Raw genomic sequence first — 15,025 nt, forward strand, 5'->3', positions numbered from 1 at the left:
GACCTAGAACAGAGTATCTATCGGGCTGACCCGCCCAAACTCTCCGGTGCTCGGCGCGGCATAGAGGAATAACCTCGCGCCTTGAAAACTAAAGGCGACAGATAATTTTCTATGTTTGGATAGGTGTTCGGCTGTAGGATGCTGCCGACGTTAGGAGGCGCATCATTCGCGACCGATGCGCTTCACTTTGTTCAGCACATCCTACGGTCCTAAATTAATAAACTTATATGTTTAATTCTCTGGTTGCAATTGTTAATAACCCAAAAGTTAATGCTGCTATTACAATAATTGGTCTTGTTATTGGGGGTATCGGTCTACTTTTAACATTTTATTACACTAAGAAAACCGATATAGTATATCAATTAATTTCAGATAGCTATGTAATAGAAATAAAGGAAAAAATTAGTAAACTTGATGTTTTGTATGATGGAAGAAGCTTGAAAGCGAGCAATCAAACGTTAAGGATGATTGTTTTTAGCGTAACCAACTCAGGGGAGAATACAATTCGCATTGGGGATTACGATCAAAAACTTCCGTTAGGAGTTTCTTTCGACAATGGAGAAATACTTGAGGAACCGAAAATTTCTGGAAGCAAAGAGTATTTTTCTGAAAAATTAGAGCCGCACTTTTTATCAAAGTCTTCGGTATCATTTTCACCAATAATTTTGGAGCCTAGTGACTACTTCACCGTTACAGTCCTGGTGTTGGCTTCAGACAACAACCCCGTGAAAATTATCCCAACAGGTGTTATTGCTGGTCTTGAATCGGGAAGCCCTAGATTGCTTGATAATATTAAAAAAGAAGAATCGTTTTTTAATAAAGCAGTTAATGGAGGCTTCCTTGTTCAGGTCGCTAGGATGCCCATTTATACAATTGCATTTTTTGTTGCCTTAATTACTTTAAGCGGGTTAGTAAGCTTTCCACAAAGCATTGCTTTTTATCGAGAAGATAAAAGGTTTAGATGCGAAAGAATTGGCGTTGTAAATAAATATATTTCTGTCAATAAAATAAAGTATAGCGCGGCGCTGGAATACATTTTTTTAGAGTATTCCGATAGAAGATTGTTTTATTTTTCCGATACAGGGGATAAGCCTGGCAGTTTGTTTGATTTACGAGATTTGACTAATAAAATGACTGATTTATATTCAGGAATCGAACAAGTGCCCAACCCTGTAAAAGAAAAATTGGTTTCCCTTGTAGAGAGCCGAGGAGTTTGGCAAGCAGTGCTAAGGTTATGTAATGTACCTACACAGTTTAATGATCAAATCGCATTTGTTAAGGAGTTACAATTTGAATTAAATAAGTTTGTTGAATATTTGATTCAGAATGATTATCCAATTTTATATTCAATGCGGGATGAGAGCGGGGTTCGGTTTTTAGAGCCGTATAGTGGAAAGCCGGACTTTAATTGGGAGTCATAGCAAGTAGCCTGGTTGAAGATTACCGGAATCCGGGATGGTTTACTCCCCCTATGCCGCGCCGAGCACCGGAGGGTTTGGACGGATTAGCCCGAAAGGGGCGACGCAGGGATGCGTCGCGTTGCATGCAGGGGCTGGGAAGCCCCTTTCAAACCCTTCGGAGCGCAGGATATAAGCGGCATCGGGGTGGCTTTTTCTTTGGGTACTTTCTTTTGGCCAAGCAAAAGAAAGTACCTCGGCTGTCGGGCCGAGACCCGACCTCTAATTAACCCGTCGCGTTAGCGACACAAACTAAACAAGAACCATGACCGATACACCAGACATCCTAAAAACCATCCTAACCAAAAAAGCCGAAGAAGTAGCCCGCCGCAAAAGCAATACGCCGTTGTCGATGTTGCAAGAACTCGCCGGCACCGTGCAAGGCCCGCGCGGCTTTTATTCGGCATTGCGCAGCAAGGCCGACCAGAAAAAGCCGGCGATCATCGCCGAAATCAAGAAGGCTTCGCCCAGCCAGGGCGTGATCCGCGAGAACTTCAAACCGGTGGAAATTGCCGTCGATTATGCGTTTAGCGGCGCGACCTGTTTGTCGGTGCTTACCGACAAAGAGTTTTTCCAAGGTTCGGAAGCCAATCTGCAAATGGTGCGGCAAAATTGCCCGCTGCCGGCGATTCGTAAGGATTTCATGATCGATCCGTATCAAATCCATGAATCCCGCGCACTCGGTGCCGATTGCATCCTGCTGATCGTCGCCGCACTGGATGATGCGATGCTGAAAGAACTGGCCGACACCGCGACCGGCTTGGGCATGGACGTGTTGACCGAAGTACATGATGCGGAGGAACTGGAACGAGCGCTAAAGTTGAACACCAATATGATCGGCATCAACAACCGCAATCTGCGTACCTTTGACGTGTCCTTGCAAACCACACTGGATTTGAAAAACACCATTCCGGCCGACAAACTGATCGTCACCGAAAGCGGTATTCATACTCCTGCGGATGTGAAATTGATGCAGGACAACGGTATTTACACCTTCCTGGTTGGTGAAGCGTTTATGCGCGCTGAGTCGCCGGGGCAAAAAATGCGCGAGTTGTTTTTTTAGGGACGCTCTGATTAAGTCTTTCGACAGGACTACTCATAGCATCTCTGGCTGCGTTCCTACGCGGAACGTGGAAACGATGAAAAATCTTGTCTCGTCGTTCCCGCGAAGGCGGGGACCCAGGAAAATCAAAAGCGTGGTTCCCCGCTTTCGCGGGGAAGACGGATGTTTATCAGTACAACAGCAAATCTGTACCCGGTTAGAGATTACCCGCCCAATTCAATCTCACCAAAATACCGCGCCAAATCAATCCGAATCGGCATGAAATAGACGTTCAAGCCATTCGCCGCCGCCGAGGCGATTACGTCGTTGGCAAATTGGACGTTCCAGTCGTAATCAGGCCGAAAACTCTTCGGAAACTTGACCTTATTTTTGACTTCCCAGTAATTCATGGAGGCCTTGCTGGTGATCGGGCTGATGCCGATGTAAGTTTCCAGGTCTTGCATATGCTCGGCGTAGATGTCGATCATGCGGCTGTCGTAGAACGGCTGAGAGAAAAACCCGCCGGCACCGGCATCGACCTTGCGTTGGATGTAATCGCATTCGTCCTGAACACCGCTGCGGTGCGGATCGAAGCCGGCATAAATATGTAAGCTTGGGAAACGCTGACGCACGGCCCGAATCAAATCGACCACATCGGTATTGTAAAACGACCGTTTCAAACCCTCGGGTGGATCGCCAGATACCAAAAGGACGCTGTCTAGCGCATATTCTTCGATGATGCGGTAGAGATCACCGCTTTCGATTTTAAAATCAATCGCGCGAAAATGCGGAATAAAGCGGTATTTGCTTCGATCGACGCGGGTCGCTAATTCCCAGCTGCGGGTATCGAAGCGCTGGATGTCCGGGACATTGATGATGTTGATACCTTTGTCCAGAGTTTGCACAAAGCCGTATTGCTGGTCGAAGGCCTCTAAGCTGCGAGGGACGATTTCAAACGAAATATTCATCGTGTGGCTGGGTAGTTAAAAGAATTGACTGGAAACGAGCGCCATGCGCAAAGTATGGATTGTAACGCAGTAAAAACAAATCCCGGTGGGAATGACGGACTTCTTTGGTTTAGCTGAAACAGCTACCTGCAAAGAGGTCGAGTCAGTTTGCTCCAGCGGGTTCGCTGAATAGTTAGGTTGGCTCTAAGCCTTTGCTGCCAGTCAAATGCCGTGCGGTATTTTGCCCCAATTATTTTTCGGTTGCGGTGGGGATTTCGCCGCTTTGAACGTCTTAATCAATAGCCACCCCTATTCATCAGATTTATTTAGCCATTCCCGCCCCATCCCGACCTAATGCCCGCCAAACCCTACCACCCGATGTTATGGATTCTTTCAGCCCTATCGGCGGTATGGACCGTTGGCTGTGAATCGCCCGAGCCTCGGGACGCGCATACTTTGGCTTTTCAGGCACCGCAAAACTGGAGCAGTAACCGCCATTTTGCCGAACCGGCCGCGACTGGCTGGTTGGCAACCTTCAATGATGAGCAGTTGACAGTGTTGGTACGCGGCGGCCTGGCCGATAATTTTGATTTGAAAAGCGCTGCGGCTCGCGTCGATGCGGCGCGTGAACAGGCAGTCATCGCCGGCTCCGGACGCTGGCCGCAACTGTACTTAACCCCCAGCTATCAACGCGCAAAAACCAATATTGGAGGCGAAAGCAGCGAATACGGCGAGTTTATGGCAATGTTCAATCTTAGCTGGGAGCTGGATGTCTGGGGGCGGATCAAGGCCGGACAACAAGCTGCGGAAACCGAAGCCGAGGCGACTGGCGACGATTATCGCGCCGCGCAACTATCGTTGGCGGCACGGATTGCTCAAGCTTATTTCGAATTCAGCGAAGCGCAACTGCAAGCGGCGGTAGCGGCGCAGTCGGTCAAGGACCGAGGTGTGATCGTCGACTTGGTGCGCGGCCGCTTCAATAAGGGCTTGACTCGCGGCCTGGATTTACGTCTGGTCCTAACCGATCTGGCGAATGCCGAAGCACAGCTGGCGCAGGCTAGAAACGATGTGCAATTGATAGGCAAGCGCCTACAAACTTTGCTGGGCCGGTATCCGGGCAACGATCCAGCAAAGCAAGACGGGGCAAACGAATTCGATTCGGAGCTATCGTTGCCTCAGCCGCCAACCGCCTTGAGCGCCGGCTTGCCGGCCGAGCTGTTGGATCGCCGCCCGGATGTAATCGCCGCCTTCAAGCGTTTGCGGGCCGCCGACTCACGTTTGGAAAGCGCCGAAAAAGCCTTGCTGCCGCGCGTCACCTTGACCGGTGCCGGCGGTACCAGCAGCGCGGCCTTGACCGAGATCATCGATCCGCGCGCGGCAGCCTGGAATCTGGCCGCCGGCCTGGCCCAGCCGCTGTTTACCGGCGGTCGCTTGCAAGGGGAGATTCGTTTGAACGAAGCCAAAGTCCGGGAAGCGTTTAACCAATACCAAAGCGTGGCCTTGAACGCCTTTCGCGAAGTGGAGCAAGCATTGGCCGCCGAAGCCTGGCTGCGCACCCAGGAGCAGGCCTTGCGCGAAGCGGTGACGCAAACCGAGGCCAGCCGCAAGCTGGCCGTATATTCCTACCGGCAAGGCTTGATCGAAATCCTGACTTTACTCGACAGCTATCGCAGCACCCTCAATGCGCAAAGCGCGCATCTGGCCGTGCAGCGGCAACTATTGAACAATCGTATCAATCTCTATTTGGCATTGGGTGGTGCCGTTTGAATCCGCAAGTACTCAATTTAAAAATTCTGTTACCGATCCTGGTCTTGCTGGCGGCGGCCGGCGCGGCTTGGGCGATTATCGCCGCCAAGCCGCAAACCGTTCAGCAGAGCGCCGAACTGACTATTCCCAAGGTCAACGTGGTCCGCGTCGAGCCGCAAAGTTTGCGGCTGAACGTGATGTCACAAGGCGTGGTGGCGCCGCGCGAGACCATCGATTTAGTGAGCGAAGTCGGCGGTAAAGTGGCGCAGGTACATCCGGCCATGGTTGCCGGCGGGTTCTTTGCCGCCAACGAATTGCTGCTGACCATCGACCCGCGAGATTTCGATTACGCCATCGTCGCCGCCGAAGCGCAACTGGCCGAGGCCCAGCGGGTGCTGATCAACGAACAAGCGCAAGTCGAACAGGCACAGAGCGAATGGCAGGCGCTGGGCGAAGGCGAACCCAGCCCGCTGGCGCTGCGCAAGCCGCAACTGGCCGAAGCACAAGCCAAGCTCAAGGCCGCCGAGGCCGATCTGGCCGAGGCCAAACTCAATCGCAGCCGTTGCGAATTGCGGGCACCGTTTGCCGGCCGGGTGCTGAGCAAGCAAGCCGGTTTGGGGCAATACATCCCGTCCGGTGCGGTGGTGGCGCGGATTTACGCCAGCGACATCGCCGAAATCCGTCTGCCGATCAGCACCGAACAACTGGCGTTTCTGGAACTGCCTTTAGGGCAAAATGCCAAGACAGGCCGCTGGCCGGCGGTGACGCTGAGTGCGGAATTGGCCGGCAAGCCGCAAAGCTGGCAAGGCCGTATCGTCCGCAGTGAAGCGGCGCTGGACGACAACAGCGGCCAACTGTATCTGGTTGCCCAAGTGGTCGATCCGTTCCGGGAAACCCCGGATCGTCCGCCCTTGCTAAGCGGCTTGTTCGTGCAAGCCGAGATCGAAGGCGTGCGCCACGACGGCCTGTTTACCTTGCCGCGCACCGCATTGAACGGTTTGCAACAAGCCAAGCTGGTCGATGCCGAGCAGCGTTTGGATATTCGCCAGCTGCAAGTGCTGCGCCACGACGCCGAGCGCGTCATCGTCAAGGCCGGTTTAAATCCCGGCGACCGCGTGGTGGTGTCGGAACTGCCGGTACCGGTGGCGGGAATGAAAGTCAACGCAGTCGAAGCTCAGCCTGAAGCCGCCCAATGACGCCTGCCAATCAGCGTTTAGGTTTATTGGCCTGGTTCGCCGGCAATCCGGTTGCGGCCAATCTATTGATGCTATTGATTCTGACCGGCGGCGTGCTCGGCATCGTCGGTGTCGATAAAGAAGTCTTTCCGCGCTTCAGCCCCAATAAAATCCTGATCGAAGCGGTATTTCCAGGCGCAGGCCCCTCGGAAGTCGAGGAGTCGGTGTGCGTACCGATTGAGGAAGCCATCCACGACGTGCCGGGTGTTAAGCATCTGCATGGCGAGATCAGGGGCGACAACTGCAAGATCGGCGTGGAAATTCTGCCGGACCATGACCGAATTCAGATGATGGCAACACTGCAAAGCCGGGTGCAAGCCATTCCGCGCTTGCCGAAACAGCTGGAAAAAATCCAGGTGTTGCAAGCCGATCGCGAGGACGACGACGGCGTGATCTGGCTGGCTTTGCACGGCGCCACCGACGCCGCCACCTTGCAGCGCTACGGCGACCGGATTCAGGAACAACTGGCGGCGATTCCGGGTGTCAGTCGCGCCCGCAACTACGGAGAGCTGGCCTACGAAATCGACATCGAAGTGTTGCCGCAACAATTGCGCAAATATCAGCTGACGCTGGACGAGGTGGCGCAAGCGGTACGCAAGGCCTCGGTCGATCTGCCGGGCGGGCTGATCAAGAATCCGGACGGCGAGTTGTTGCTGCGCGTTAGTGGCCGCGCCCGCGATGCCGAGGCGGTCGGCGCCTTGATCGTCAAGACCTTGCCGGATGGCAACCGGGTGCGCTTGGAGCAGATCGCCACCATCAAGGACGGCCTGGAAGAACGCTTGTGGGCCTGGCATCACAACGGCCAGACCGCGCAGGGTTGGGAAATTCACGCCGAACAGGACAGCGTGGCAGTGGCGCGGCGAGTGAAGGCGTATGTCGAAGAGATGCGCGCGCAATTGCCGGAAGGCTTGCGCCTGATTACCTGGTGGGACGATTCGCAAGCTTACGACGAGCGCATCGGCACACTGCTGGAAGACGGTTTGAGCGGTTTCGTGCTGGTCTGTCTGGTGCTGACCTTGTTCCTGCGACTGCGGGTGGCGCTGTGGGCCGGCGTCGGCATCTTCACCTCGGTGCTGGGCGCGTTCTGGCTGATGCCGGCCCTGGATATTTCCTTGAACATGCTGTCCTTATTCGGCTTTTTGTTGGCGATGGGCATCTTGGTGGACGATGCCATCATCATCGGCGAAAGCGTGCATAGCCGGCAAATCGAAGGCCGGCAATCGCCGCTGCAAGCCACTATTAGCGGCGTGCGGGAAGTGGCACTGCCGGTCAGCCTGTCGGTGTTGATCGTGCTGGTAGCGTTTTTACCCGGCCTGTTTTTGCCCGGCTGGGCCGGGCAGATGATGCGGCCGATTTGCCTGGTGATGATATTGACACTGGTGTTCTCGCTGGTCGAGGCGCTGTTGATTCTGCCGTCGCATCTGGTCGGCGACATCGACACCGAGGCCAAACCCGGCTATTTACAAGGCTTGCGCGAGCGGATGAATCGAGGATTGGATCGTTTCGTCGCGCGTATTTATCGGCCGCTGCTGGAAACTGCACTGGCCTGGCGCTATTTGACCGTGGCCTTGTTCATCGCGCTGCTGGCAATTTGCGCTGCGCTGGTCCTTAGCGACCGGGTGCGGCAATCGATTAATCCGGATGTCACCAAGGACAGTTTTTGGGTATCGATGCAGTTGCCGCAGAGCGCGCCTTACAGCGAGACTCAGGCACTGGCGACCCAGGTGGAAAAAGCCTTATTTGCTTTGCGCGACGAACTGGATGGTATGGATCAGGCAGGCGTTAACAGTGTGCAAGCCGCTGATGCCAACGAGCAAAGCGTTATCGTCGGTGTGGAAACCATTATTTGGGAGCATGGCGCCGGTATCTGGCTGGAGTTCTCGGCCGAGGGTCGCCGGCGCTTGAGAGTCGAAGAATTCATCCGCGATTGGCGGCAACACATCGGCGATATTGGTCGGGGCAAGGTCGATTTTATTTATAAAGAAGGCGACGTGCCTTACGACATCGAGTTGCTGCTGGGGGCTGGCGATCCGAGTTTGCTGCCACCCGCCGCTGAGCAACTCAAGAGGCTGCTGCACGAATTTCCGGGCGTTTATGATGTGATCGACTCCGCCGAACCCGGCAAACCCGAAGTACGGCTGGCTTTGAAGCCGGAAGCCGAGCGCCTGGGTTTGCGGCTCGAGCAGTTGGCCGAGCAAGTTCGGCAAGGCTATTACGGTGCGGAAGTACACCGATTCCTGCGCGGCCGTCGCGAAGTAAAAGTGATGGTGCGCTATCCCTTGGAGCAGCGGCAATCGTTGGATGCGTTGAAGGCTCAACCGGTGCGTTTGCCGAACGGCAGCAGCGTACCGCTTAACGATCTGGCCGAGATCAAGCTGGTGCAAGGCTATTCCCGATTGAATCGCGAGGACCGGCACCGGGTTTTGAAAGTGCAGGCCCGCGTCGATCCGACCAAAGCTGACGTCAATGGCATTTACGCCGCGCTGGAAAGCGGCGCCTTGCCGCGCCTGGAACAGGCTTTTCCAGGCTTGAATGTGCAAATCGGCCAGCAGCGCCAGGAACAGGAAGCTATGTTGGCAGCCTTCGGTAAAAACACCTTGATCGCGCTGCTGGTGATCTATGCTTTGATCGCGGTGCCGTTTAAATCTTACAGCAAACCGCTGATCTTTCTGTTGGCGGCGCCGGTGGCCTGGAGCGGCGCGGTATTGGCGCATTGGGCGGCCGGCCTGCCCTTGTCGATGGAGTCGCTGGTGGGCATGATCGCCGCCAGCGGTGTGGTGGTGAACGACAGCTTGGTGCTGCTGGATTACATTCGCCAACACGGCGGTGAAGATACCTCGGTGGAACACCTGATCAGCGCCGCCTGCATCGCGCGTTTTCGGCCGATTTTGCTGGCTTTTCTGACCAACTTTGCCGGATTTTTGCCGACGCTGCTGGAGACCAGTCAGCAAGCGCAATTCCTGATTCCGATGACTTTATCGCTGTCGGCCGGCCTGTTGATCGGCATGGCCGCCAGCTTGATTTTGACGCCGGTCTGTTATGCGATTTTGGGAAATAGCCGGCCGCCGAACCGATAAGGGCATTGGGGCGCTGGCCTCGTTGCTTGAGCCTATCTGTAAAACGCTGCTTGTGGCTCGATACGATCAAAAATCGTGAATAGCAGCTATCTTTAGAATTTCATCTCCTGCCGTTTTGGAAATCGGATCGATTAGCGGCCACGCTTTGCACGTTTGGCGGCGATATTAGTGATGGCGCAGTTGAACCATGACAGGAAATATCCTTAATTTAACGGTGTTGCGACATGCGGCTGCGGTTTAAGAATCCCTTCTCGTTCGGTATGGTGAACGCCGCCGGTTTGGTCGGCGTGCTCGGTTTTGCGCTATTGATGGCGGTGAGTTTGTGGCAGGAACGCGAGCAGAGAATCGCTCATGCCCAAGTGGAAACCGAGAATATCTCGATGGTGCTGGAAGGCCATGCCCAGGCCACCGTCGACAAAATCGACCTGATCCTGACCGACGTGTTGGGGCGCTTGCATGCCGAGGATTTACGCGCCGCGCCCGCTCGCCATGCCGAGATCCGGGCCATGCTCAAGGAAAAAGCCGCTAATTTGCCGGAAACGGTCGCGGTGGAAATCGGCGGGATAGCCGTCTTCGACGCCAACGGCGATAGCCTGTACGACTCGGTGGATGCCCAGCCGCCGATCAATATTGCCGACCGCGAATACTTTCGCGCGCACCGCGAGGGCCGTAGCCGCGGCCTGGCCATTTCGGCGCCTATCCAGATACGGCCGTCCGGCGCCTGGGCAATCACGCTGAGCCGGCGCGCAAACTTTTCGGACGGTCGTTTCGCCGGTATCGTCAGAGTATTCGTGGAATTGGCCGAATTCGAAAATTTTTACCGGACGCTGAATTTAGGCCGCCACGGGGCCGTGGCCTTGCGCGACGCCGAGATGCGTTTATTGGCGCGTCATCCGAGCTTGCCTGCCAATCAAGGTCAGGCCTTGGAAGCGCATCCGATTCTAGCGTTTCTAGCCAAGGGCAACGAACGCGGCGTTTATATCGAGGTCAGTCCGGCGGACGGCGTCAAGCGGCTCTACAGCTTTCGCCGCGTCGGCAACTATCCGCTTTACGTGTTGGCGGCCATCGCCGAGCAGGATTATCTGGAGGAATGGCGCAAGCACTTGTTTTGGTATGGCGGCGCCGGTCTGGTTATCGTGTTGCTGTCGCTGAAGTTGATGCAGGTCGCACGCTACGGCTTGCTGAAATGGCGGAGCAACGAGCGCAAATACCGCTATATCGTCGAAAACGCACCGATAGGTGTGTTCCAGTGCGACGCACTGGGTAAGCATTTCTTCACGAATTCGACACTGGCACGCCAGTTCGATTGCGATTCGGTCGATGATTTCTTGGCTAAGTACGGCACTCCGGAACGGCGGTTTGCCGATCCGGCCAAATTAGCCGAATTCAGCGATTTGTTGCGCAACCAGAAAGAAGTCCGCGAATTCGAAGCCCGAGCGCTGCTGGATGACGGCACCGTCAAATGGTTTTCGCTCTCGGCCAGGAAGGACGAGCGTAGCGGCCTGATCAACGGCTTCACGCTGGATATTACCGGCCGCAAGCAAACCGAGGAGAAGCTACGCATTTCCGAGGAGCGTTTACGCTTGACGCTGGAGGTGGCGCAAATCGGCATCTTCGATTGGGATGTCAGGCGTGATAGCTTCGTGGTTTCGCCGATGTACTACAGCATGCTCGGTTATCGGCCCAAGGATGGCCCGGGAGATCGGGAGGAATGGCTGGACCGGCTGCACCCCGCCGACCGGGAAATGGTCGCGGAGAAAATCGGCAGCGTGCTGGCCAAACGGGCCGACGCCTACAGTTACGAGGCTAGAATGCGCCACGCCGACGGCGACTACCGCTGGCTAAGCGTCAAAGCTTTCAATGTCGAATGCGGCGACGACGGTTCGGTCAGCCGGATCTTGGGCATTCGCCTGGACATCACCGAGCGCAAGCGCAACGAAGAGGAATTGGAGCGCTACAAAAACGATCTGGAACGTCTGGTCGACGAACGCACCGCCGAATTGCGGGAGGCCAGACAACAGGCTGATGCCGCCAACCAAGCGAAGTCGGATTTTTTAGCCAATATGAGCCATGAGATTCGCACGCCGATGAACGCCATACTCGGGCTGACTCGGCTGGCCCTGGATACCGATCTGGACGAACGGCAACAAGATTACTTGCGTAAGGTGTTGAACGCTTCGCAGGCCTTGTTGGGTATTCTTAACGATATCCTCGATTACTCGAAAATAGAGGCCGGGCGCATCGATATCGAAGCCGTCGATTTTTGCCTGGAGGACATCTTGCGCGCGACCGGGGATTTGTTCTCCTTTCGCGCCGAGGAAAAAGGCATCGAGTTGTTCGTCGATATGGCACCGGACGTGCCGGAATGCCTGATCGGCGATCCGTTGCGGCTCAGCCAAATCGTCGACAATCTGGTCGGCAATGCCATCAAGTTTACCGAGCAAGGCGAAGTGCATGTGCGGATCGAAAAACGCGATGCGACGGCCGATTCGGTGTGCTTGCGTTTCGCGGTGCGCGACACCGGCATCGGATTAACCCCCGAGCAAAGCAGCCGATTATTTCAGCCTTTCGTGCAGGCCGATGCCGGCATCACTCGCAGATTCGGCGGCTCCGGACTGGGACTGACCATCTGTAAACGCTTGGTGGAAATGATGAACGGTCAAATCGCCTTGTCCAGCGAGCCGGGCCGCGGCAGTACTTTCGCGTTCACCGTCTGGTTGGGTCTGCCCGACTCCCAGCACCGCGAACGTAAAATCGGCCCGGGTTTGCAGGATTTACGGGCGATGCGCACGCTGGTTGTCGACGATCAGGACACTTCGCTGCTGATTTTGCGTTCGATACTGGAGAACTGGCGCTTTCCGGTGGTTACCGCCAATAAAGGCGAGCTTGGTTTGCGTTTGTTTGAGGCCGCCGAACAGCGTGGCGAACCCTTCGAATTGCTGCTGCTGGATTGGAAAATGCCGGGGATGAGCGGATTGGACTTCGCCAGGGCTATCGCCGGCCTCAAGCCCGACAACCGGCCGCCGATTACCGTGATGGTGACCGCTTACGGCCGCGACGAACTGGCCGGCGCGGCGCGGGAAGCCGAAATAGACGCACTGATCGGCAAACCGGTGACGCCGTCCGACCTGTTCGATGTGTTGCTCGGATTGCAGCGCCACGAAACTCGCCGTACCCTGCCGGTGGCGGCGGTGTTCAAAACCGCCCACGCCTTGCTCGACGGTATTCGCGGTGCGCATATCCTGCTGGTCGAGGATAACGAATTGAATCAGCAAGTTGCCAGCGAGTTTTTGCAGAAGGGCGGATTGCGGGTGACGGTGGCCAATCACGGCCGGGAAGCCTTGGCTAAACTCGAAAACCAGCGCTTCGACGCAATCTTGATGGACTTGCATATGCCGGTGATGGACGGGTTGGAAGCCACGCGCCGGATTCGCGCGCTGCCGGTCGGCAAGGATTTGCCGATCATTGCGATGACGGCGGCGGCAATGGCGCAGGATCGCGCGGCCAGCGCGGCTGCGGGCATGAACGATCACGTCGCCAAGCCAGTCGAGCCGCGCGAGTTGGCCGAAGCCTTGGCGCGCTGGATCCGGCCGGTCGGCGACAGACCTAGTTCGGAACCGGCCGCTATCGAAACGGCGGCCGATGCCGGCGCGGCGGATGGCGAGGCGCTGGCGCGCTTGTTGCCGGGCGTATCGGTGTCGGCAACGTTGTTGCGCATGGGCGGCAACGCCGATTTTTACCGGCGCTTGTTGTTGAAATTTGCCGACCGCCGCGCCGCCGCCGGCAGCGAATTTCGCCGTCTGGCCCAGGCCGGCGAGCTCGATTCGCTGTATCAGCTGGCGCATAATTTAAAGGGCGAAGCCGGTAATTTGGGGCTGGACGCCATCGCGGCTTTGGCCGGCCACCTGGAGCAATTGCTCAAATCCGGCACGACGGCCGGTTTATCCGAGGCTGTCGAGGAATTGGCTCGACAATGCGACGCAATACCGGCGCTACTGGGGGGATTGACGGCGGTCGAGCGGACGGTCGCGCCCGAACCCTCCAAAAGTAGGCACGACGCCGATTGGTTTTGGTCGCGCTTGACTTTGCTGGAACAGCAATTGCGGGCCAAGAGTCTGGACGCCCGCCGCTTGGCGTCCGAATTGGAAAGCGGCATCGCCGACCGCGAACTGCTCGGCGAATTCGCGCCTATCGCTCTATCGATCGGACAATTGCGGTACGATGAGGCATTGAGCGACTTGTCTCGGCTAATCGAGCGTTATCAATCCAGGAACTGAATATGACTACCAATCCCAACCGGCATCGGGTGTTGATCGTCGACGATTCGCTAAGCAATATCGAATTGTTGGATAACATCCTGGGCAAACAGTACGATACCAGCTTCGCGACCAACGGCGCCGAAGCACTGGGTTTGATTGGTCGCTGTCCGCCGAATCTGGTGTTGCTCGATGTGGTGATGCCGGGTATCGATGGTTACGAAGTCTGCCGACGCTTGAAAGCCGATATCGCCAGCCGGGAAATTCCGGTCATTTTTCTGACCAGCCTGGACAGTCCGGTCGACGAGGAATATGGTTTGTCGCTGGGCGCGGCGGATTTCATCCATAAGCCGGTGTCGCCGCCGGTGGTTTCGGCGCGGGTGCGCAGCCATCTGGCGCTGGCCGACAGTAGCCGGGAACTGCGCCGGCATAACGAGGGCCTGGAACTGTTGGTGGCCGAGCGTACCGAAGAGTTGATCAGGCGCAATCGGCAACTGATAGCGGCTCAGGGCTCGATCATTTCGGCGTTTTGCGCGCTGGCCGAAGTGCGCGATAACGAAACCGGTAACCATATCCGCCGCACCCAGCACTATGTTCGCGAATTGGCCGAGGCTTTGCGCACGCATCCGCGCTTTTGCGATTGCCTGAACGACGAATCCATCGAATACATGTACAAAACCGCCCCGCTGCACGACATCGGCAAGGTGGCAATTCCCGATGCGATTCTGCTCAAACCCGGCAAATTGACCGAGGACGAGTGGGTGATCATGAAACGCCATTGCGAGGCCGGCAAAAATGCCATCGTCTCGGCGGCCAAAGAGTTTGGCGAAAACGAAGGCGCTTTTTTAGGATATGCCGCCGATATCGCCTATTGTCACCACGAACGCTGGGACGGTACTGGCTATCCCCAGGGCTTGCGCGGCGACGAGATTCCGGTCAGCGCCCGATTGATGGCGGTAGCGGACGTGTACGATGCCTTGACCACCAAGCGGGTTTACAAACCCGCCTTTAGCCATGAAGAATCGGTGGCATTGATGATGGAAGGCCGCAGCAGGCATTTCGACCCGGACATGGTCGACGCCATGCAGTCGATAGTCGCCCGGTTTCAAGCTATCGCCAACCGTTACCGGGACGATGCCGCTTGATATGGTATTTGATTAACCCGGTTTCACCGGAATCTATACAGTGCCGTTTGACTTGCGGCCAAACGCGCGAACTTAATCGGTGCTGCTGAACGCCGTTAGCACTCCCGCTGAAAATCTTGG

At 56.0% G+C, this 15,025-nt stretch carries 8 protein-coding genes; 7 read left to right on the forward strand and 1 reads right to left on the reverse strand.

Going from position 1 to position 15,025, the window contains the following annotated elements; genetic code table 11:
- Positions 1-227 precede the first annotated feature (227 nt).
- Complete coding sequence (locus A1332_RS19295) at positions 228-1,421, forward strand: hypothetical protein (RefSeq protein ID WP_064010051.1); 1,194 nt, start codon at positions 228-230, stop codon at positions 1,419-1,421.
- Between the two features lie 301 nt (positions 1,422-1,722).
- Positions 1,723-2,520 (forward strand): indole-3-glycerol phosphate synthase TrpC, encoded by a 798-nt coding sequence (gene trpC / locus A1332_RS19300; RefSeq protein ID WP_064010052.1) that lies wholly within the window; start codon positions 1,723-1,725, stop codon positions 2,518-2,520.
- Positions 2,521-2,723: 203 nt separating this feature from the next.
- Here the strand turns inward: trpC and A1332_RS19305 are convergent, their stop codons facing one another.
- Positions 2,724-3,467, reverse strand: coding sequence for a methylenetetrahydrofolate reductase (locus A1332_RS19305; protein ID WP_064010053.1), 744 nt, complete (start codon positions 3,465-3,467; stop codon positions 2,724-2,726).
- A 333-nt stretch (positions 3,468-3,800) separates the two neighbouring features.
- Between A1332_RS19305 and A1332_RS19310 the strand changes: the two genes are divergently transcribed.
- The 5 genes from A1332_RS19310 (at position 3,801) to A1332_RS19330 (ending at position 14,905) form a co-directional block, all read left to right on the forward strand.
- Positions 3,801-5,213, forward strand: coding sequence for an efflux transporter outer membrane subunit (locus tag A1332_RS19310; RefSeq protein WP_064010054.1), 1,413 nt, complete (start codon positions 3,801-3,803; stop codon positions 5,211-5,213).
- Positions 5,210-6,388 carry an efflux RND transporter periplasmic adaptor subunit gene (locus A1332_RS19315; protein WP_064010055.1) on the forward strand — a complete coding sequence of 393 codons (1,179 nt, stop codon included), beginning with the start codon at positions 5,210-5,212 and terminating at the stop codon, positions 6,386-6,388. The genes A1332_RS19310 and A1332_RS19315 overlap by 4 nt, the downstream gene beginning before the upstream one ends.
- Positions 6,385-9,504 carry an efflux RND transporter permease subunit gene (locus A1332_RS19320; RefSeq protein ID WP_064010056.1) on the forward strand — a complete coding sequence of 1,040 codons (3,120 nt, stop codon included), beginning with the start codon at positions 6,385-6,387 and terminating at the stop codon, positions 9,502-9,504. Before A1332_RS19315 ends, A1332_RS19320 begins: the two co-directional genes overlap by 4 nt.
- A gap of 224 nt (positions 9,505-9,728) precedes the next feature.
- Positions 9,729-13,781: a response regulator gene (locus A1332_RS19325; RefSeq protein WP_064010057.1), complete on the forward strand. Its 4,053-nt coding sequence runs from the start codon at positions 9,729-9,731 to the stop codon at positions 13,779-13,781.
- 2 nt (positions 13,782-13,783) lie between these two features.
- On the forward strand, positions 13,784-14,905 hold the full coding sequence (locus A1332_RS19330) for an HD domain-containing phosphohydrolase (protein ID WP_064010058.1): 1,122 nt from the start codon (positions 13,784-13,786) through the stop codon (positions 14,903-14,905).
- The last annotated feature ends 120 nt before the right edge of the window (positions 14,906-15,025 follow it).

Source organism: Methylomonas methanica (genome assembly GCF_001644035.1).
GTDB lineage: Bacteria > Pseudomonadota > Gammaproteobacteria > Methylococcales > Methylomonadaceae > Methylomonas > Methylomonas methanica_A.

What these genes read in the sequence shown, in the direction of transcription:
- trpC (WP_064010052.1), top strand. Translation starts at nt 1,723, where the DNA reads ATGACCGATACACCAGACATCCTAAAAACCATCCTAACCAAAAAAGCC.
- A1332_RS19320 (WP_064010056.1), top strand. Translation starts at nt 6,385, where the DNA reads ATGACGCCTGCCAATCAGCGTTTAGGTTTATTGGCCTGGTTCGCCGGC.
- A1332_RS19295 (WP_064010051.1), top strand. Translation starts at nt 228, where the DNA reads ATGTTTAATTCTCTGGTTGCAATTGTTAATAACCCAAAAGTTAATGCT.
- A1332_RS19310 (WP_064010054.1), top strand. Translation starts at nt 3,801, where the DNA reads ATGCCCGCCAAACCCTACCACCCGATGTTATGGATTCTTTCAGCCCTA.
- A1332_RS19305 (WP_064010053.1), bottom strand. Translation starts at nt 3,467, where the DNA reads ATGAATATTTCGTTTGAAATCGTCCCTCGCAGCTTAGAGGCCTTCGAC.
- A1332_RS19325 (WP_064010057.1), top strand. Translation starts at nt 9,729, where the DNA reads ATGCGGCTGCGGTTTAAGAATCCCTTCTCGTTCGGTATGGTGAACGCC.
- A1332_RS19330 (WP_064010058.1), top strand. Translation starts at nt 13,784, where the DNA reads ATGACTACCAATCCCAACCGGCATCGGGTGTTGATCGTCGACGATTCG.